The following is a 20,443-nucleotide window of genomic DNA, read 5'->3' as shown; positions in this document are numbered from 1 at the left end:
GGAGCGGGCCGGTCACAGGAACCCGTGGTGGGCCAGCTCGATGCTCTCCGTCGCGACCTGCGAGCTCCCGGCGTCGAAGGTGGGTCCGGTCCAGGACACGACGATCACGTCACGCAGCGACCACTGCGCGATCACGTCCTGGAGGTTCGGCCGCAGAGCGGCGATCTGGGCGGTGCCACGACGTGCCTTGCGCGGCAGCGAGGCCAGGAAGCCGGCCACCTTCGCGGAGTCCGAGGTGAGCGGGCGCGACAGCCGGACGTTGGAGTACGTGATCCGCGACGGCAGTTGCCACACGAAGCCGTTGTTGCCCCCCTCCACGCGCTGCTCGACCTCCACCTGGAGGCTCAGTCCTTCGCAGTTGCTGAAACCGCCCAGGTCGATGCCCTCGATCTGCAGCCGGAAGTGGACGCTCGTCCCCGGGTCCGTACCGGCCGTCCTGTCCACCCTCATCCGCACCCCACCGCCTCGCCGGCCGCCGCGGCCGTCCACTGTCGTCGTCGTGTGTCATGTCAGCGCCCGCCGTCCAGCAGGCGTCCCGCGCGTTCCCTGCCGAGCAGGTACTCGGCATGCAGCAGACGGCCCAGAGGGTCGGCGAGCCGCCGGGCGAGTTCGTCGAGATGCCTGCGCTCCAGCCGCTGCAGGAACGCCCCGGGATCCTCCGGCCCCCCGCCGTACCGGTGCGGCCCGTCCGGCACCGGCTTCGGTGGCGGCGTCGGCGTCGGCACACGCGCCGGTGTATGCGGGCCGGGCGCTCCCCACCCGCCGCCCGGGCCTGCCGGGGGCGGCCCGGGCGGCGGCGACGGCGTTCCGTATGCCGGCGGCGCCGGTGCTCTGCCGTCCGCGCGCGGCGATGCGGCCTGGTCCGCGCGTCGGCGGTCCGCGCCGAACACGAGCCCCCGAGCCGACGGGACAGACGCGGCAGACGCGGCAGACGCGGCAGACGGCAGCGTGTACGACTCCGGTGCGTGGGCGGGTCTGCGTGAACCCGCCCACTCAACCGGTGCCGGATCCACGGTGGCAGGGAGGGATGTCCGGCCCGGGGCGACCTGAACCTGCCCCGGTGTCCCGGACCGTTCCTGGCGCGGGCTCCCCGGTGCGGCCGGGCGCGCCGGAGCCGGTCCCGTGCCGGGGCGCCTCGGGTGCTTTCGCTGTACGACCGCACCAGCGGGCGCGACGGCTGCGGCCGGGCGCGGACGGGGAACGACCAGGGACCGCGACGGTGCGGCCGCTTCCGGGACGATGACGCGGCTGCCCTCCGCTCGCTGAAGCACCGGCGGCAGCGCCCCGGCAGACGAAGGCCAGGAAGGCCAGGAAGGCGAGGAAGGCGAGGAGGCGCCGGCATCGGCAGACGTCACGCTCGCGGGCCTGTCATGTCCGAAGCCCACGGCCCGGGCGCCGGACTCGCGGGGCGCCGACGGAGTCCGTCGCCGAGGCGACGCCGGGTCTCCGGGGACGCGCCGGACGACCACGGGACGGGCGGCCTCGTTCGGTTCCCCCGACGCGGGCCTCGCGGAGGCAGCGGCTCCGACGGCACGCTGCACCGACGGGGGCGCGGACGGAGGCGCGAACGGGGTCGCGGACGGGGGCGTCGAGGAGGACGAGGGCGGGGGCACGGGAGCCCCGGCCCCGGCCTGCGGCGCCTCGATGGGCGCGCCGAGCCCCAGCCCCCTCCGGCCGCCGCGACCCTGCGGCGTCGGGCGAACCGTCGCGCCCGCATCGGACCGGGACACGGGGGCCCACGCCTCCCCGTCGGGAAGCGGAGCACCGAGGCCGGACCTTCGCGCCGGGGCCGGTTGCACCACGGGCGGGCCGGGCACCGACCCCGAACCGTCGGTCTCCTTGAAAGGCGAAGGGGCGACCACGGTCGCCGCCGTCGCCGTCGCCGTCGCCGCACGCGGGACCGGAGCCGGCGGGGCCGCGGTCACGGGCGGCGGCGCCTGCCGTGCGGCGGGCCGCTCCGCCGCCGACGGGGACACGGCGGCACGCGGCATCGCACGCTGCACCACGGGTGGCGCGACCGCCACCGTGACCGGCACGACCGGGGGCACGGCAGCAGGAGCCCGCCCGGGAAGGCCGGGGGACGCAGGGGGAGCAGGCGTCTCGGTTCCGGCGGACGGCGCGTTCCCCCGAGGCGTTCCGGGACGGCCGTGAGCGGCTTCCCGGGATGCTCGCCGCGACGGACCCGGCTCGGTCACGTCGACCGCCTCGACCGCCTCGACCGCATCGGCCACGCCGGGCGAACCGGGCCGCGCGGCCGCGCCGACGCCGGGCGTCTCCGGCCGCGAAACACTTCTCTGGACCGGCTGGACCGGCTGGACCGGCTGGACCGGTTTACGTCGTGCTGCCGTCGGCGGTGCGGCAACCTCGGGCAGCACCGCGGCAGCGGGCGGCGCGGTATCCCGACGGGGGGAGGAGTGCGCCGACGTGTTTCCCTGCCGGGGCTCGGTCTCCCGGGCACGGTGCAGCGCGGACGGCGGCGCGAACGGCATCGCCGACTCGATCGTTCCCGACCCCGCAGGCGCAGGGATGCTCTCCGTGACGTCCGGGCGTACCGGTCGAGGGGTTGCGGCAGATGCGGTCGGGGCCGGAGCCTCCGCGGGCGGCCGGTCCTGAGCCGACGGCGGGGCGGGCTCCGCCCGGCGCTGCACCGTCGGCAGGGGTGCCGACACCGGCGCCGGCTCCGGGTCCGGTGCCGTCGGCGCTGCGGGAGCCCCCGGGGCCGTCGGAACCGCCGGCACTGCTCGTGCGGCTCGGTCCGCTGGTCGTGGCTTGCCGCTCGTCGGGCCGACGGGGGACACCCGGCCGGGTGCCGAGATGTCCGGGCCGTCTGCGGAGTCGGTCCGCCGGGCTGCCGACCGTGGCGGCGTACCGGACCCGGAGCGCGACGTGACCGCGCGCTGCACGTGAGGGGGCGTACGGGTCGCCGGGTGATCCGCCGGGGCGGAGCCCGGTGCCGGACGGGACGCCGGGGCGCCGGAGTCGGCGGGTGCGACCGGAGCGGCGGCCGTCACGGGGGCGGCGGGTCCCGGCTGCTGCCGCCGCTGAACGAGGTGTGCACCGGAGTCGGCAGGTGCGACGGAAGCGGCCGCAGGCGCGGAGGCAGCAGGGGCCACGGGGGCAGCCGGAGGCTTGAAAGCGGCAGGGGCGGCGGGAGCGGCCGGGGTCACGGGGGCATCGGAAGCGGCGGGGGCGGCGGGAGCGGCCGGGGTCACGGGGGCATCGGAAGCCATGGGAGCGGACGGAGAATGCCCTCGGGCGGGTGGGGCCGGTGGATTCGTCCGGGGTCCGGTCGTGTCCTGCCGGGGCGGTTCGGCGCTGCGGTCCTCGGCCGGCGCCCCGGGGGGCGTCGGCGCTGCCGCCGCGCGTGGCGCCCGTGAGGCCGGTGCCGGTGAGGGCGTCGCCCTTCGGGCCCGCGCTGCGGTCGCCGGGGAAACGCGGCGCTGCACCGGCGGGGCCGCAGAGGCCGGAGGCCCCTGAGCCGGGGGCCCCGCATCCCCGGACCCTCCTTCCGGCCGAACGTCGCCGACGGACTCCACACCGCGTCCCGCATCGGATGCCGCACCGGCGCGCGCACCGGGTCCGGCGTAGGGAAGGACGGAGTGGTCGCTTCGCTGAACCGCGGTTCCCGGGACCACGTCCACCACCCCGTGCGCCCTCCCGCCGGGTGCGTCGACGCTGACCAGGCGGCCGCGTTCGCGGTACAGCGAGGGGTTCTGCCGGGTCCCGAGACCGCGTTCGAAGGCGGGCGGGTCGGTGAGCAGGGTCGCGGGCGCGACCGTGAGCGGCATGGGCCCCACCGTGGGCCAGCCGCCGTCCGACGGCTCGGCCGGCCCGGCGACGGCGGACTCACCGGCGACGGCGGATGCGGTGGCCGGGTCCACGGGGGCGGCCGTCCGCCCGCCCCGCCGACGGCCGATCCAGTCACGCATCGCCATGGCCCTTGCTCATCCTTCGTTGAGACGTGTGTTGATCCTGGCTATCTCGGTCACCCAGCGAGCCCGCTCCGCGTGGGTCAGGTCGAGGATCTGGTCGCGGGACCAGTGGAAGTGGTAGGCGACGTACGCGGTCTCCTCGTGGATGCGGTCGGCCCCGTACGTCACGATTCCCCCAGGCGGCTGCCCGCGAGGTCGACGTCGAAGGAGGAAGCACAGGACGGGCAGGTCACCTCGGCCCGGGTGTGGCCCTCCGCGTTGATCCGGCGGTAGAAGTCCTGGAGGAACGCCAGGTCGGCGGCGAACAGCCGCTCCACCACGCCCGCGTGGACGTCGGTGACCGTCCCGATGCGGGTGACGACCAGCCCGAGCAGGACCACGGTGAGATACGCCGGGTTCTCCTTCACCCTGAGGTCGATCAGCGGCACCAGCTCGTCGCGGGCGGTCGCCAGGCGCATCGCGCCCCGCCGGTGCACCGTTCCCGAGTCGTCCACGTAGCCGCGCGGAAGCTCGAAGTCGAACTCCGTCCTGAGCCGTTCCGGGGCGGCCGGGGCCGCCGTGCCGGGGTGGCCCGGTTCGGGCGCGGTGAGCAGGGAGCCGTCTCCGGCGGGATCCGTCCCGGGCGCCGCGCCGGAGACCGTGCGGCGCCTCATGCGAAGGTGATCGTCTCGAAGACGACGGTGACCTTCTCGGTGGCGGGGGAGGCGTCGCCCGCCTTCAGACCGGGCCCCTCCCACTTGTTGACCCAGGCGTTCTCCAGGTTCATCCGCCGCACCGGGGTGTTCGTGGCGTCGGTGACGATGATGCTGATGTTCTTGCGCGCCTCGTCGACCGCCCCCTTCTCGAAGACGTACTCGATCCACTGGCTGAACGCGGAACTCTTGTCCAGCCCACGGGTGATGGTGACCTCGCCGCCCTTGCGCGCGCCCGGGAGCTTCTTGATCAGGTACTGGCCGCTCGGGGTGACCTGCGCGACCTCGATCGTGTCCACCTCGACCGACAGTCCGCTGACCTCCTGGACGGACTCGACCGCCACTCCGCCGAGTTCGACCTGGAAAATGTGTGTGGAGAGGGTGTCTCCCGTAGCCGTCATGAGTCCTACTGCCTTTCAGAGCCGTCGTTCAGAGCCGTCGTTCGGAGCTGCCGTTCGGAGCCGCTGCGCGGAGCCGCTGTTCAGAGCCGCTTGAAGATCACTGCTGCCGGGTCACTCGTCGACGAGGCTGGTGCTGTCGGAGAACTGGGACAGCCGGAAGACCACGAACTCGGCGGGCTTGACCGGGCAGATCCCGATCTCACAGATCACCTGGCCGGCGTCGATGGAGTCCGGCGTGTTGGTCTCGTCGTCGCACTTGACGTAGAACGCCTCGGCCGCGCTGGCCCCGAACAGCGCGCCGCGCCGCCACTCCTCCCGCAGGAAGGCCGAGATGTTGCGGCGGATGGTCCCCCACAGCCGGATGTCGTTGGGCTCGAAGACCACCCACTGGGTGCCGAGGAGAATCGACTCCTCCAGGTAGTTGAACAGCCGTCGGACGTTGATGTAGCGCCAGGCGGCGTCGGAGGACAGCGTGCGCGCGCCCCAGATCCTGATGCCGCGGCCGGGGAAGGCGCGGATGCAGTTCACCCCGATCGGGTTGAGCAGGTCCTGCTCCCCCTTGGTGACGTTGACCGCCAGGTCCAGCGCCCCGCGCACCACCTCGTTGGCCGGGGCCTTGTGCACCCCTCGCTCGCCGTCGTTGCGCGACCAGACGCCCACGACGTGACCGCTCGGGGGCATCAGGCGGTTCTTGCCGCTCGCCGGGTCGAACGCCTTGATCCACGGGTAGTAGAGCGCGGCGTACTTCGAGTCGTAGCCCGCCTCCTCCTGGCGCCACCGGCTCACCTGCTGCGGCGTCAGCTCGGGCAGCGGGTCGAGGACGGCCATCCGGTCGCCCATCAGCTCGCAGTGCGTGATCATCGCGAGCTGTACGCCCTTGACTCCTTCCGCGTCGATCAGCCCCTGCTCGTAGGCGGCCATCAGGTCGGGCACGGCCACCATGGTGACCTCGTCGACCGCCTCCAGGCCGCCGAACCCGGTCCGGGCGGCGGCGTCGCCGATGTACTCCTGGGGGGAGATCTCCGCGGGAAGCACCGCGGCCGTCGCGGGGGCCGGTGCGGGCGCGGCCGGAAGCAGGGCGACCTTCTGGGCCGCGGGACGGGTCAACGCGCCCTGCGCGACGGCCTCTTCGACCGCGATGCGCGTGGAGCCGGTCTTCACCTGCGTGACGACGTAGTTCTTGGCGTTCTTCCGGGTCGAGACGTCATGGGTCTCCACGGTCTTGCCGTCCTGCGAGACGACCAGCTTGAACCGGTCCTCGGGGGCGTTGTCGCCCTCGGGGTGGCTCACCTCGACCGTGGTGCCCGCGGCGTCCACGCCGGGCAGCGCCGCGACCCGGAACGAGCCGAGGCCGACCGGCTCCCCGGCGGTCAGCTCCCTGGGCCCCTCGCCCTCGCCGGTCCGCCCCGCTCCGGACGCTCCGCCGACGCGCACGACGTACGCGACGCTCCCGCCGTTGGCGAAGTAGCCGTAGACCGAGAGGCCCAGGTAGGAGCCGTCGACGAAGTCCCCGAAGGTCTGGACGTACTGACTCCACGTGGTCACGAGCGTCGGCTCGTGGAAGGGCCCCTTCTCGGCGAACCCGACGAAGGCCGCGACCGCCGTCCCCACCGCTTCGATGGGACGGGAGCCGCTCTGGGCTTCCTCCACATACACACCCGGGGACAGGTACGTCGGCATCTTCGCGCTCCTCTTCCGGCGACGGCGATCAGGCAAGCAGTCTCATCCGCCGCCCACGGCCGGGGTACGGCCACGCGTACCGCGAAGGGGGACGCCCGGGTTGCCCGATCGAGCAACCCGGGGAGCACCGAGGGTCCCGGGGGGACCGCCGTCCCGGCGCACGAAGCCGGAGCGACTCAGTCCGAGCCGGACTCAGATTCGGCTTCGGAGTCGGCTTCATCGCCCGAATCGGAGAGGGAACCGTACCCGGTGTCCACATCCGCGTCGTTGAGCTTGGGCGTGACGTCCACCCTGTCGACCAGCGAGGACCTCGACGAGCCTTTGCTGAGCTTGAGTGATTGGGCAAGCCGAAGATCTGCGTCGAGCCACCTTCGAAGCCACTTGATCACCTGGTCCTCGGTGTGCCCGAGAGCCTTTCCGAGCGCCACCAGACCTGGGATGGCAGGTTGAAAATATCCACCGGGCCGCCCCTGGAACGAGATGTCCATACGTCCCTCGTCCCGAGCGTACGAAAGGGTCGCGAAGCAGACGGCACAGGGCCGCTTCTTTCCTGCGATCCATGCTTGGCCGGTGCCGCCCGCGCCGTGCAGCGCCAGGACGAGCTTCTGCTCGGCGTGGTAGTTGCTCCCGCCTCTCAGGAAGATTATCCGGTCTTTCATCTTTTCCGGATCCCCAATTATGGCCCGGCTTTCTTCCATCGTCACAGACCGCAGTGGGTTGAATTTTTCTTGCAGGATCGAGTGGAGCATCCACTCAGCTCCGGCACGAGCGGGACGCGACCCTTCGTGCAGTCCCTGAAATTTCCGTGCGACACCCGAAGCCCGAAGGTCGCCAGGGTTCTGCTCACCTCCGAGAACCTCCTGAAGAGGATTCTCAAGCCCCTCCTCGTCCATCTCCCCCTCCTCGGCCTCCTCTTCCTCCTCCTCCTCGCCGTGCGCCACGCCCCCCGCCCTCACATAGTCCTCCAGCTTTTGGTGAAGGTCGCCGAAGACGGCCGCCAGCGAAGCATCGAGGTTGCTCGCCACGACAATCCCGCCATTGACGTACATGGCCTGGACTTCCTGTTCCTCTTTCTGATCCAAGGCATTCTTCATATACCAGAACAATTGCGTGGAAAGATGCCGAAGAACCTGCTCGTCCGGGGAAGTCTTGAACGATCGGGATCCGACATGAGTGACCTTGGACGTCCACATGCCGCCGCCTGTGTGACCTAGACCCCTGATGCCGGCGTCATTGAACTCGCGCTTTATTCCGGCCATGCTCAGGTTCTGTTTCCTGATCTTCCTCAGCTTCGCCTTCCTGGTCTCGGTTCCCCTCAGCTTGTGGGCGCTGGGCGAAGCAGCCGTGTGCGCGACCGCGCCCGGCGCGACATAGCGCTTCACCCTTTGCATGACGGCTTGTCGTGCGGCCGACCGCACCTGCTTCCGCCGGTCCGCGGACGGACCCGGTCCGGTGTCGGCGGGATGGATCCCGCGAGCCATCACGCGTGCCGCGTTCGCCTCCGCCTCGCGCTCGAAGCGGTCCGACGGGTCGCTCACCCGCAGGCCGGCGCCGTTGTCGGTGCCCGCGACCTCGCCCTCGCGCTGCTGGAGGACATGCGTGAGCTCGTGGGCCAGCGTGCGCTTGTCGATACCGCCGCGTCCGACGACGATGTGGTTCTTGACGGTGTAGTGGTCGGCGTCCACGTCGTCGGTGGAGCGGGCCGCCGCTGTGTCGTCGTGCATGACCACGTCGGAGAAGGACGCGCCCATCCGTTCCTCCATCTCCGACCGCAGGGTCTTGGCCAGGGGCTTTCCGGGGGAGCGCAGCACGTCGTGCACGGTGGAGCGCTGCACGGGGGCATCCTCCGAGAGGTGGCGCTCCGGTTCCCGGCGGTCGCAGCAGCCGCCGTCCGTGTGCCGCTGCAGGTTCAGCATCCGGCCGACCGCCGCGTTGCCGACGCCGCGCTGCAGTGCCAGCACCATCTGCGGGGTCAGCGCATCCCCCGTCCGTACGGCCTGCACGGCCTGCACGGCCTGCACGGCGGTCTCCGGGCGGGCGCTGCGCCCTTCGCGTGAGAGCCGCCGCGCGTCGGTCCCGCCCGTCGGCTCCTGCTCGTGCTCGTGCATGTACGCCCCTTTCCCGTGACGCGGCATACGCGGCCGTCCGTCACCTCGTGGTCGCCCGCCGCGGGGCGAACTCGTGGTCCAGCACCAGGCGGCCGAGCTTGCGGTACTCCTGGCGGATCGCTCCGACCAGATCCGCCGTGGAGACCGGCTGTCCGCTCTCGGCCGCCCGGTACGCCGCGGTGATGACACAGGCCCGGATCGAGCCGCCGGCCAGTTCGAAGCGGGCGCAGAAGTCCAGGTCGAGCCCGTCCGCCCGGGGGACGGACGGGCCGAGGCAGCGGTCCCACAGGTCGCGCCGCAGCGAGGGTTCGGGCATCGGGAAGTCGACGATGACGTCCAGCCGGCGGATGAACGCCTCGTCCAGGTTGGACCGCAGATTGGTCGTCAGGACGGCGATGCCATCGAAGGACTCCATCCGCTGGAGCAGGTAGGCGCTCTCCATGTTGGCGTTGCGGTCATGGGAGTCCTTCACCTCGGACCGCTTGCTGAAGACGGCGTCGGCCTCGTCGAAGAGCAGGATGCCGTTCACCCCGGACGCCTCCGTGAAGATCCGTTCCAGGTTCTTCTCCGTCTCCCCGATGTACTTGTCGACGACAGAGGAGAGGTCGACGACGTACAGGTCGAGGCCGAGGTCCCCGGCGATCACCTCCGCCGACATCGTCTTGCCGGTGCCGGACTCCCCCGCGAGCAGCGCCAGCACGCCCCGGCCCCGGCCGCCGCCCGGCCGCATCCCCCACTGCCCGAGGACCCGTTCCCGGTGCCTGGCCCTGCGGGCGAGCTCGCCCAACTGCTCGCTCACCGGCTCGGGCACGACGAGGTCGGCCCAGCCGACGGCCGGTTCGACACGGCGGGCGAGACGGTCGAGTCCGGTGGCGTTCTGGCCCCGGACCGCCGTGCTCAGCTGGGTCCGGGTGACGCCGCCGCCCGCGGACGCCGCGAGGCCGAGGGCCGTCTCCGCGGCACGCCGAATCTGTTCCGGGGTCAGCACGTAGGCGGACACCAGGTCGGCCAACCCGGCATCGTCGACGTCGACTTCGACGTCCTGGTCTCCGTCTGCGTCGACGCCGTCCCCGGCTTCGACTCCCTTGCCGCCCGCCATGCCGTCCGCCATGCCGCCCGCCGGGGTCAGTGCCTCGCGCCACAGGGCCGCGCGTTCGTCGGCGTCCAGGCCGGGAACGGCGAGGGTCAGCGGGCTGGTCCCCGACCACTGCGGGTCCCACGCGCGGTGCCCGGTGAAGACGACAGGCACCGGCAGCCCGGCCAGGGTGCGCAGCAGCCGCCGGTGTTCGGGGTGGGCGACGGGCTCCAGCGCCTCCAGCGGCCCGACGACGAGCCCGCCGCCGCGCAGCCGTGCCTCCCGGACCACGACCGGCACCGACTGCTCCGGGTCGGGCGTCGACGCCAGGGCCGTGAGGTCGAGCGCCAGCGCCGCCAGTCCCGCCCGCCGCAGCGCCGTGGCCGCGACGCCGGTCGCCGAACCGCCCTGCGCCTGGTGCAGATGGACGAGGCGTACGCCGGCGCGCAGTGCCGCGGTGAGCGAGGCGACCGGCGTCCCGGCCGCCTCCGGACCGGCCGGGGCACCGGCGTCCGCCGGGGGCAGGACGCGCAGTACGGCGTCGGTCCGCGGATCGGGAGCCCCGTCGCCCAGCAGGTACGCGGCCACCCGGTCCGGCACGCGCAGTCCCCGGGTCAGGAACGGTCTGCCGGGATCCTCGACCTCCAGCAGCCCGCCCGCCACCAGCGGGCCGCCCGCGAAGAACCGGGCGCGGACGCCGGGATGCCGGGCATCGGCGCCCAGCACCTCGAGGGCGAGCCCGATGCAGGCCCGCCGCCGTGTGACGTCGTCGTTGAGATAGCCGTAGAGCTGCTCGTAGGCGGCGTCGAGATCCGGTAGGAGTGCGATCAGGAGGACGTCGACGTCGAACGGGCTCAACCCGAAGCGCCGGGCGAGCGATTGCACCGGCGCGACGGAACCGGCCTCCGCCCGCTCCTCCGTCCCGCGCTCCACGGCAGCAAGGGGTGGCCCTTCACGGGGCCCGGAGCCGATGCCGTCCGGACGCTCCAGCAGGCGGCCGACGTGCTCCTCGGACAGGTACAGGCCGAGCAGCGGGTCGTCCGGCCGGGCGTCGGCGCCGCGCCGCCGGTCCACGGCCGCGCGCACCAGTCCCTCGACGACGAAGAGACGGGCGGGCGCGCGACACGCCCCGTCCATGACCGTCGCCCCCATGACCGTCTCGGGCCCAGCCGTATCGGGCGCGGCCGTATCGGGCGCGGTCCCGGTCAACGCCGCACCGCCCCGGGCGTCGTGCCGCCCGCCGCCGTGCCGCGGACGCGGCGGGCGCCCAGCGTGGGCGCGGCGTCGGGCGGGGGCGCGGTCTGCCCCTCGGGCGCGCCCTGGTAGCGCGCGCGCCGCCTCTCGCCGCCGTGCGCGGCCTGCGTACCGCTGCCGAGGTCGACGGCCCGCAGTTCCAGGCCGTCCGACACCAGGGGTCCGGCGGGCCGGGCGCGGGGGGCGAGCGGGGCGGTCACGACGACGTCGAGGGACGGCTTGAGCTCGCCGCCGAGCGCCGACCACACGTCGGCGGTCGCCCTGCTCTCGGCGGGTGGGAGCGCCACGCTGACCGGGACGGTCAGGCCCAGTTCCGCCAGGGATCCGGTGAGCCGCCCCGGGGGGAGGCATTCCTCGCCCACCAGCCCGGCGAGCAGCAGCGACAGCAGCCGGTGCTCGTCCTGCGGCCGTGCCGTCCAGGCGGTGACCAGGTAGGAGAGGGTGTACCAGCGAGACGGTTCGCGCAGTGCCACCGCCCTGCCGCGGTCGTCGGTCTCGGTACGGCGGCCCAGCTGTCGCCGGTGGAGGTCCTCGCGGACGTCGTAGAGGAAGACGTTGACCGCGGGGGCGCCGGAGCGTCTGGCCACCCATTCCCGGGTGGGGGCCTCGAAGGCCACCTCCGCTCCGGTCTCCCCGAGGATCTCCTCGCTCAGCAGGCTCCGCAGTGCCTCATCCACCTCGTGGATCACGGCGTCCGCCCTTCGGCCGACGGCCGGACCGGCCCCACGGTCTCCCTCGGCCCCGCAGGCACACCCGGCGTCGCAGGCACACCCGGCGTCGCCGGAGCGCCCGTCGCCGCCGGAGTGCCCGTCGCCGCGGGGATCTGCGTGTCGACGCCGCCGCCCGCGTCCGCGCCGGCGTCGAGGTACGGCAGCGGCAACCGGGCCTCGGTCACCAGGAAGGGGGCGGTGACGGGGCCGAACCCGGGGCCGGCGGCGGTGACGGTCCGCAGGCCGGTGCGGTCGCCGTCCAGGATCAGCATCTGCGCGACGAACGATCCGTCGGGGCCGGTCACCGAGGGGTTTGCCGCCGCCGTGATGCCCGGACTCCAGGTGAGCCGCACAGGGATCCCCGGCGGGAAGCCGGTCCCCCGGACGAGGGTGACCGTGCCGGGGCTGCCGACCCTCGGCAGTGCGGTGATCGCCGGCTGGAGCACCGTCACCGTCGCGGCGGCCTGCACCGCGCCGTCGGCCGTCGGCGTCGTGGTCGCGCCCACCCGAGCGTCGAGCCGGAACCGCCCGGCGGTCGTCGGGGTCAGCACGGCCTGGACGACCGTGGACCCTCCCGGCGGCAGGTCGCCGACCGCGCAGCCGACGGCGGTCCGGCAGGCGTCCGGCAGCCCGCTCACCGAGAACGCCTCGGGGATCGCGACGGCCAGCGACAGTCCCTCGACGCTCCGCCGCCCGGTGTTCGTCACCGTGTACGTCACGGTGACCGCGCCACCGACGTGTCCGACACCGGGGGACGCGGCGACGGCCAGCGCGGGCGGGACCGCCGGCGGGACGTCCGCGCCCACCGTGAGCCGGGCGCTGCCGTGGTCGTCGGCCGGATCGGGGTCGGCCATGGCGCCGGCCACCGTCCACACGACGGGGAACGAACCCTCGGCCGTGGCTGTCACGCGGACCGTGACCGTGGCCGCCGTCCCCGTCGGCAGCGCGCCGAGAGCGCAGGTGAACCGGGCGGTGTCGCAGCTGCCCCGGTCCGGCTCCAGCGCGTTCAGCCGCAGCCCCGCCGGTACGGAGACGGTGAGCCGTGCGGCGGGTTCCGGCCGCGGGCCCAGGTTGCGCACGGTCAGGGTGACGGTCGCCCGCTCGCCCGGGGTCAGCTCCCCCGGGGTCGACAGCAGCGAGGTGCCGAGGTCGGCGGTGGGCTGCCAGGCGGGCGACTGCTGCTGACCGGCGTCGCCCCCTCCCCCGGTGAATCCCCGGCCCAGCAGCACCGTGCCGGCGCCCGTCCTGACGTCCACCAGGTGGATCCTGGGCCGCTCCGTCCGCCTGCCGGTGAAGGCGATCCGTGTTCCGTCGGGCGACCAGGCCGGGAAGCCCCCCACGGGGGAGTCGCCCGGGAGCGGACGGCGGCCGGTGCCGTCCGCGTTCATCAGCCAGTAGCCCTGTTCGGTGCTGAAGGCGATCGTGGAACCGTCCGGTGAGACCGCAGGGCTGACGTCGGTCCGGGCGGCCGTGTCCGGCACGGAGACGGCGGTCAGGTCGGTCTGCCCGCCGCCGTCAGAGGCGCGGGCCGACCAGATCTCCGCATGTTCGGCGAGGACGTCGACCCGTGAGAAGAGGAGCGTGCGGCCGTCCGGCGCGTACACCGGCTCGGCGTCCCACTGGTTCTCTCCCTGGTCGACGTCGAAGAGGTCCCGCCCCGAGGCGACGTCGATCACGGAGATCCACGACCGGCGGCGGTCCCCGGAGAAACCGGCGCGGACGACCGCGATCCGCCGCCCGTCCGGCGACCAGGTCGGGGAGATCTCCCCGCGCCCGTTCCCCCCGGTGCCGGGCCCGCCCAGCGCCTGCAGGGGGCGTGCGCCGGACCCGTCGGCGTTCGCGATCCAGATCCGGCTGAATGTCTCGTCGCCCCTGCGTTCGGGCCGGGTGAAGGCGATCCGCCGCCCGTCCGGGGAGTACTCGGGTCCGTTCTGGGCCCACTCCGCGACGGGGGAGGCGGCCGTCGGCTGGCCCAGGTCGCGCGGGTCGGTTCCGTCGGGCAGCACGTCCGACAGGTCGAGACCGCCCGCCCTCGCCGCCGAGTCGCGGGCGACGAGCAGCCGGGTGCTCCCGCCCGCGGGCGTGTACCAGCCGGGGCCGTCGACCCCCCGGTCCTCCACCAGCCGCAGCACAGGGGTCGCGGCTCCTGTGGCCGCCGCCGTGTAGATCAGGTTCCGCCCCTCCTCCGCGCCCGGTTCGCCATGGCTGACGAAGGCCAGGCCCGTGCCGTCCGGGGACCAACTGCCCTGCCAGCCGGCCCAGTCGGCCGCAAGCGCGGCGGACTCGCTGCCGTCCGTGGACAGGAGCGTCAGGCGGGACTCGGTCACCTCCGGGACGGGCGCCGGCCACTGCCCGCACGTGTAGACGAGGGTGTCGGCGCGGACCGGATTCCACGCGGGCTGGATCGCGCCGGCCCAGACGCCCGCGGCCGGGTCGGCCGGAGGGATCCAGGTGTCCGTGCCGGGCCCGCCCGGGTCGCAGTCGCCGTGCGCGGTGAGCGGCCTGACCGCCCCGCCCGCCGCGGCGACGGTGAAGAGCCGGTACCGGGAGACGTCGCCGCGCAGGGCGCTGAAGGCCAGCCGGCTCCCGTCCGGCGACCAGGTGGGCCAGACGTTGTCGCCGGACCCGTCGGTGATCCGGCGCGGCCGGCCGCCGTCGACGTCCGCGACCCAGATGTCGTGCAGCCCGTCCTCGCGGCCGGTCGCGGCGGCGAAGGCCACCTGCTCGCCGTCCGGGGAGAGCTGCGGGTGCTGCACCCCGGTCGCCGCCGTGGTGACCCGGGTGACGGGACCGTTGCCGCGCTGCGTGTGGATCTGCGCCTCGGTGGAGTCCCGCAGGCTCGTCCAGACGACGGCGTCGCCCCGGGCCGAGGCGTCGACGTCGTAGTGCTGCGGGCCGGGGAAGAGCGGAGCACTGGAGTCGGCCCTCTCGTCGCCCAGCGCGACCGTGCCGAGGCTGCGGTGCGCCGTCCCGTAGAACGCGATGCGTCCCGGGGCCGCGGCCCCGCCGGCCGGCTCCGCGGCACTCCTCCCCTCGGGCGAGACGACTCCGAGCAGTGTCCCCAGCAACAGCAGCGGAACCGCCCGGGCGGCGAAGCGCCGGCCGGGTCCGTGGCCATGCGGCAATCGAACGCTACGACGCACCGGCGCGCACCCTCCCGTCCTCGGCACCGCCGGGCGGGAGCCCGCGCTCGCTCACCCCGCGATGGTCAGACCGTCCATCCTGGGCGTCCGGACGACGGTTCACCCCGTGCGGCGGGGCAGTGAACGACGCAGGACCCGTTGCGCGTTCGGGCAGCGCACGGCCCCGGAAGGGACCTCAGATCAGGCCCTGCCGCAACGCGTACGCGACCGCGTGCGTGCGGTTGCGCAACTGCAGCCGGCTGGTCACGTCGTGCAGGATGTTCTTCACGGTGCGCTCCGAATAGGACAGGCTCGCGGCGATCTCGCGGGTGTCCAACCCGTCGGCGACGAGCTTGAGGACACCGATCTCACGGGTGCTCATGCCCGTGTAGGACAGCCCCCGCGGGTCGAGCAACTGCTGCTGCATCTTGCCGACCTGGGCCAGCAGACGGGCCAGCAGGTCGGACGGCATGCTGCTCTCGCCCCGAGCCGCCAGCAGGGCCACCTGCACGATCCGCTCCGGGGTCGCCTCCGAGCGGCGCACCACGCCCAGGACCCCGCACTCCGCCGCCGTGACCAGGCCCGCGTCGTCGACCCGGGCGGCGATCAGGACGACGCGCGCGGCGGCCGTACGGCTGAGCCGGCGCAGCACCACCGCGGTGTGCTCGTCGACTCCGTCGGCGACGACGAACACGACCGCGGCGCGCTCCTGTTCGGATTCGGGGAGGACCCACAGCTCCGGGCACCGCTTGAGCTGGGTGACGACGCCCGACCGGGAGATGGGGTCTTCGGCGTGGACGACGACGGCGACACGTTCCACTTCGCTCTCCTGTGTTCCCGGCCCGGACCGGGCGAGCGCCGGTCGACCGGGGGTCGATATCGAACCAAGGAGAACGAGCATGCACCTGAGGACTTTGCGTGCACTTAATGTGAAGCTAATGGGAAGACATGGTGCCTCCGGTCTTTCCCGATCGGCCCCTGGCAGCGCGCGGTGATCTTCCTACAGTCAGGGGCCATGACAGCAACTGCGCGGCTGGACCCCCCGTCCCTCCCGGTCGAGCCAGGAGGGACCCATCAGGTCACCCTGCACGTCCGCAACGGCGGCGACATCGTCGAGGCGTACCGGTTCGAGGTGGTCGGCGTACCGTCGGCCTGGGCCGCGGTGGAGCCGGCCGAGCTGTCGCTCTACCCGGGGACCGCGGACACGGTGACCTTGACCCTCCGGCCGCCCCGGACGCCCGACACGGCCGTCGGGCCGACGCCGTTCGCGGTCCGCGTCCTGCCCGTCGAACGGCCCCAGGACGTGACGGTCCCGGAGGGAACGGTCGAGGTCCTGCCGTTCCACGAGATCGCCTCGGAGCTGCTGCCGCGCTCGAACCGCGGACGGCTGCGCGCGCGCTTCCAGGTGGCCGTGCACAACCACGGCAACACCCCGGCCGACGTCACGCTCGGGGCCTGGGACACCGACGAGAAGCTGCGGTACCGCGTCCACCCCGCCGAAGCCGAACTCGCCCCCGGCGAGCAGGGCCATCTCCGGCTGACGGTACGGCCGCGCCATCGCATCCTGCGCGGCGCGGTGCAGCGGCACGCCTTCCAGGTCCGCGTGGCCCTCGCCGGCCTGCCCGGCGACCCCCTCGACGGCGCGTACGAGCAGCGCCCGCTGGTCCCGGCGATGCTCCCCAAGGCGCTCGCGCTGGCCGCCGCCTCCGGCGTCGCCCTGACCGCCGCGTGGTTCGGCGTGCTCGAGCCGACGATCAAGTCGACCGCGGGCGCCGCCGTCAGTGCCCAGGCGAGCCAGGCCGTGCAGTCCGCGGTCAAGGAGCAGCAGAAGAAGGTCGACGCGGTGGCGTCGGCCGCCGCGAGCCAGAGCGCGGCGGCGGCGCAGGCGGGGGGAGGAGGCGCGGGAGCGGGCGCTGGGGCGCAACCGGCCGCGCAGCCTTCGCCGGGCGCCTCGGGGATCGCGGCGGCTGCCGGGCCGGGGGCGGCGGGCGCCAACTTCTACACGCCGTTGTCCGTGCGGGCCCAGAACGGCGACAGCGCCGACGCGACGTTCACCGTGCCGAAGGGCAAGACCTTCCTGATCTCGGACATCGTCCTGCAGAACCCGCAGGGCGACTACGGCACCCTGACGCTGGACATCGACGGCTCCCAGGTGTCGCTGCTCGCGCTGGAGGACTTCCGCGACACGGACAGCCCCTGGGTCACGCCGCTCCGTGTTCCCGCCGGCGGCAAGGTCACCATGACCGTCGCGTGCCGCACCCCCGGCTCGCCGCCTTCCGCCCCCAAGCCCACGACCTGCGCCGAATCCGCGCTGCTGAACGGCAAGATGGTCGCGTCCTGACCGCCGGCGCCGCGCCCGGTCCCGGTCAGCCCGCGACCTGCGTGCTCTGCTGACCGGGCGAGCCGATCTGCACGGTCCCTCCCCACTGGCACGCGCACTTCGACGACTGGGTCAGCGCCGGCTGACCCGCCACCAGCACCGTCGACGAACCCGGCTGCCAGGGAGCCGGAGTGACCGGCATGCACGGCATGGGGGTCAGCACGCCGTTCGCGGCGGCGGTCGCCTGCGCCACCACGGGATTGCCGGGGTTGCTGCACATGCCGAACGACGGGATGTTCAGCTGCGGCACGACCGCCTGGACGGTGGCGACCGTCCTGCCGTGGCACTGCACCGGCCCTGGAGGCACGGACAGCGTCGCGGGCGCACTGCCCGACGAACAGCTCACCAGTGCCGTCGCCGTCACGAGCAGCCCCATGATCCACCTCCGCACCCCTGCGCCACACCACGTCGTCCAGCGACGCTAGGGCACGAACGGCACGGCGGTCAGAGGTCGCAGGCCAGCCGATCGGGCACCGAACAATGCCCCGCCGCACCCGCCCGGCGAGCTAATAGGCCACACGTCACCACTGCAACAACCTGCACCCCCGTTCTCGCATTCAAATCCACTTTCGATTGCGCAAGCCGTTGACCGGCCGCGAGCGGGAGCGCTGCACTTGGCGGAAGCCGGCCGCCAGAAGCATGGCGGTCAGCAGGGCGGCGATGCCGCCCAGGATGTCCAGGCCGACGGTGACGGGGCCGTGTCCGTCCTCGAGGGTGTGCAGTTCGCCGATCGAGGCGTCGATGGCGGCCGGGTTGTTGTCGACCCGGTGGCTGAGCAGCGGGCGTCCGCGGTCGTCGGTGACCGCGAGCCAGTGGAAGTCCTTGGCGATGTCGAAGCCTGCGTTGGCGGTCATGGTCCCCTCACGGTGCAGCCTGCGGCGCGACTCCTTCCGCCTGCCCTCGCCCTACTCAGCGATCGTTCGCAGTGCCTAACCTCGCGCTTTCACGATGTGGGGTGTCCGATGCTTGATCAAATAAGCGGAGAGTGCTCCTGACCTGCAACGATGGGACTTGTCTAGGGTCCTGTTGGCTGCACGGAAAGAAGCACTCTCCAGGTGAAGAAGCGTATCGGGTCGTACCCGCGTGTCCGCATCGAGGGCGGCGGCCGGACGGTGGTCTCGCAGGCCGGGGGCGTGCTGCTGGTCGAGACCGTCCGCAAGGCCGGCTTGGACACCGCGATATCAGCGGCGCTGACGCCATGGCGGAAAACTCGGGCGGTGCACGACCCGGGCAAGATCCTGCTGGACGTGGCCCTGGCGGTCGCGCTGGGCGGGGACTGCCTCGCGGATGTCGCCATGCTGCGGGCCGAGCCGGCCGTGTTCGGGCCGGTGGCCTCCGACCACATCAGTGCCGCCCAACTGGCCCTGGCCCAGCTGCCGAAGAAGTACCGCCGCGGGCGCCGGACCCTGATCCGCACCGACTCCGCGGGCGGCACCCACGACTTCGTCGCCTGGCTCGCCCAGCGGGGACGGTGGCTGTCCTACTCGGTCGGCATGGTGATCACCGAGCAGGTCCACCAGCATGTGCTGAAGGTTTTGGCATCTGCCTGGACGGCGGCCGTCGAGGCGGACGGCGCGATCCGCGACGGCGCCTGGGTCGCTGAACTCGCCGGCGACGTTCTGGACGGCTGGCCGAAGGGCATGCGGCTGATCGTCAGGAAGGAACGGCCGCACCCCGGAGCCCAGTTGCGGCTCACGGATGCGGACGGCATGCGGCTGACCTGTTTCGCCACCAACACCTTGGGCAGGCCGATCGCCGAACTCGAGCTCCGTCACCGGCTGCGGGCCCGGGCCGAGGACCGCATCCGCGCCGCCCGGACCACCGGCCTGCGCAACCTGCCCCTGCACCGCACGACCCAGAACCGGATCTGGCTGGAGATCGTGCAGATCGCTCTCGACCTGCTGGCCTGGATGCCGATGCTCGCCCTGACCGGCAGGGCCAGGCTCTGGGAGCCCCGCCGACTACGGCTCCGCCTGTTCACCGCGGCCGGACAGCTCGTGACCACCGGCCGTCGGCGAATCCTCCGCCTGGCCCGGCACTGGCCCTGGACCGGTCACATCACCGCAGCCCTCGACCGGCTCACCCAACTGCCCAGCCCTGGCTGACCAGCAGATTCCCCGTCCCTTCGACAGCACCTCAGTACCCCGAGCAGTGGAATCCGGCGCCACCCCGAGGCGACACTCGGGTCTTCGGCCTCCACAACCTCAGCCCACAGCACGAAAACGGCCCGCCGACTCCGTCGGCGGACCGTCACGAAACTTCGAGGCTAATCAGCAGTCCGGAAGAAGTGGCGGGGCAGGGGGATCAGCGTCCTGAGCCATCGAAGGCAGTCAGCATGAAAACCATCCCTGCCCCACCCGCACAGTCCCAGAGTCGCGAACTCGCGGGACGCACTCAAGAAGGTAGGGCCGCATGACTGCCAAGTCTGCCTGAGCGGCACCCCGTAGACGGCCCCGGGCTCAGCGACTTCACCGCTCGCCCAGGGCCTGGGACCCGACCATTCACAAGAAGTCAGACCTTGTGCAGACCAGTACCCCGCTTGGAGTACGGCGAGGCCGAGGGATGGTGGCACTGGGAGCAAGAGTGCTTCACCACCGCCTGGCGAGCCACGGCCGCTACCTGACTCCTGGCACCGGCCATCCAGCCGACGCCGCGACCTGGCATCAGTGAACAGCACCGCTGGCTGACACCGCCGCGGCGGCTCCTGCCGATCGTGCCCCAGGTGGAGCGCGTGGATCGTGGGATTGTCCGGATGGCACAACCCTGCGGCCCCAAGCACGCCTGTGACGGCACGGCAGATCGGGACCCATTTACACAATCGCTGCACGCTTGGCCACCACATGGCCACGCACGACACCTCAGAGCCGACTGCCGAAGGACGCTGACTGCCACATGGCCACCACACCTATTGATCCGAAACGGTAGGTGTTCTGAGTCGTTGATCCCTGCGTGAGTGAACTGGTGGGGGACGCAAGGCAGTTGTCGCCGTCGGCACAGGAGGCCCTTCGGCTGCGGGCGGTGGCCGCGTTGGTGGCCGGCCGGACGCGTGAGGATGTCGCGGCGGTGTTCCAGGTCTCGCTCAAGGCCGT

General features: G+C 73.0%; 15 protein-coding genes. 2 read left to right on the top strand and 13 right to left on the bottom strand.

Annotated features, from left to right (window positions below):
- Positions 1-12: 12 nt before the first annotated feature.
- From ACH4ZA_RS35450 to ACH4ZA_RS35400, 11 genes are all read right to left on the bottom strand, one after another.
- Positions 13-450 (bottom strand): phage tail protein, encoded by a 438-nt coding sequence (locus ACH4ZA_RS35450; protein ID WP_319275575.1) that lies wholly within the window; start codon positions 448-450, stop codon positions 13-15.
- A 59-nt stretch (positions 451-509) separates the two neighbouring features.
- On the bottom strand, positions 510-725 hold the full coding sequence (locus ACH4ZA_RS35445; protein WP_398433281.1) for a hypothetical protein: 216 nt from the start codon (positions 723-725) through the stop codon (positions 510-512).
- A 3,219-nt stretch (positions 726-3,944) separates the two neighbouring features.
- The gene (locus ACH4ZA_RS35440) at positions 3,945-4,100 is read right to left on the bottom strand and encodes a DUF6760 family protein (RefSeq protein ID WP_319275578.1); all 156 of its coding nucleotides are present in this window, start codon (positions 4,098-4,100) and stop codon (positions 3,945-3,947) included.
- Positions 4,097-4,585, bottom strand: coding sequence for a hypothetical protein (locus tag ACH4ZA_RS35435; protein WP_319275580.1), 489 nt, complete (start codon positions 4,583-4,585; stop codon positions 4,097-4,099). Before ACH4ZA_RS35435 ends, ACH4ZA_RS35440 begins: the two co-directional genes overlap by 4 nt.
- Positions 4,582-5,025: a phage tail protein gene (locus tag ACH4ZA_RS35430; RefSeq protein ID WP_319275581.1), complete on the bottom strand. Its 444-nt coding sequence runs from the start codon at positions 5,023-5,025 to the stop codon at positions 4,582-4,584. The genes ACH4ZA_RS35435 and ACH4ZA_RS35430 overlap by 4 nt, the downstream gene beginning before the upstream one ends.
- A gap of 111 nt (positions 5,026-5,136) precedes the next feature.
- On the bottom strand, positions 5,137-6,705 hold the full coding sequence (locus ACH4ZA_RS35425) for a phage tail sheath family protein (RefSeq protein ID WP_398433280.1): 1,569 nt from the start codon (positions 6,703-6,705) through the stop codon (positions 5,137-5,139).
- 176 nt (positions 6,706-6,881) lie between these two features.
- Positions 6,882-8,813, bottom strand: a complete 1,932-nt coding sequence (locus ACH4ZA_RS35420; RefSeq protein ID WP_398433279.1) for a DUF4157 domain-containing protein — start codon at positions 8,811-8,813, stop codon at positions 6,882-6,884.
- 40 nt (positions 8,814-8,853) lie between these two features.
- Positions 8,854-11,025 (bottom strand): ATP-binding protein, encoded by a 2,172-nt coding sequence (locus ACH4ZA_RS35415; RefSeq protein ID WP_398433277.1) that lies wholly within the window; start codon positions 11,023-11,025, stop codon positions 8,854-8,856.
- A 68-nt stretch (positions 11,026-11,093) separates the two neighbouring features.
- Positions 11,094-11,831: a DUF4255 domain-containing protein gene (locus ACH4ZA_RS35410; RefSeq protein ID WP_319275588.1), complete on the bottom strand. Its 738-nt coding sequence runs from the start codon at positions 11,829-11,831 to the stop codon at positions 11,094-11,096.
- Positions 11,828-14,995, bottom strand: coding sequence for a hypothetical protein (locus tag ACH4ZA_RS35405; protein WP_398433276.1), 3,168 nt, complete (start codon positions 14,993-14,995; stop codon positions 11,828-11,830). The genes ACH4ZA_RS35410 and ACH4ZA_RS35405 overlap by 4 nt, the downstream gene beginning before the upstream one ends.
- Before the next feature lie 175 nt (positions 14,996-15,170).
- Entirely contained in the window at positions 15,171-15,794 is a 624-nt protein-coding gene (locus tag ACH4ZA_RS35400; RefSeq protein ID WP_319275592.1) for a response regulator transcription factor, read from the bottom strand.
- Positions 15,795-15,989: 195 nt separating this feature from the next.
- Between ACH4ZA_RS35400 and ACH4ZA_RS35395 the strand changes: the two genes are divergently transcribed.
- A complete protein-coding gene (locus tag ACH4ZA_RS35395; protein ID WP_398433275.1) occupies positions 15,990-17,315 on the top strand; it encodes a hypothetical protein in 1,326 nt (441 codons plus the stop codon).
- A 25-nt stretch (positions 17,316-17,340) separates the two neighbouring features.
- Here ACH4ZA_RS35395 and ACH4ZA_RS35390 read toward each other — a convergent pair whose 3' ends face one another.
- Complete coding sequence (locus tag ACH4ZA_RS35390) at positions 17,341-17,730, bottom strand: DUF4280 domain-containing protein (RefSeq protein ID WP_319275596.1); 390 nt, start codon at positions 17,728-17,730, stop codon at positions 17,341-17,343.
- 181 nt (positions 17,731-17,911) lie between these two features.
- Complete coding sequence (locus tag ACH4ZA_RS35385; protein ID WP_398433274.1) at positions 17,912-18,208, bottom strand: transposase; 297 nt, start codon at positions 18,206-18,208, stop codon at positions 17,912-17,914.
- Positions 18,209-18,409: 201 nt separating this feature from the next.
- On the opposite strand from ACH4ZA_RS35385, the gene ACH4ZA_RS35380 reads away from it, so the two are divergent.
- Positions 18,410-19,459 carry a transposase gene (locus ACH4ZA_RS35380; RefSeq protein WP_398433273.1) on the top strand — a complete coding sequence of 350 codons (1,050 nt, stop codon included), beginning with the start codon at positions 18,410-18,412 and terminating at the stop codon, positions 19,457-19,459.
- Positions 19,460-20,443: the final 984 nt, after the last annotated feature.

The organism is Streptomyces sp. NPDC020597, assembly GCF_044335095.1.
In the GTDB taxonomy this organism is placed as follows: domain Bacteria; phylum Actinomycetota; class Actinomycetes; order Streptomycetales; family Streptomycetaceae; genus Streptomyces.
This window is presented reverse-complemented; position numbering and strand designations above follow the sequence as displayed.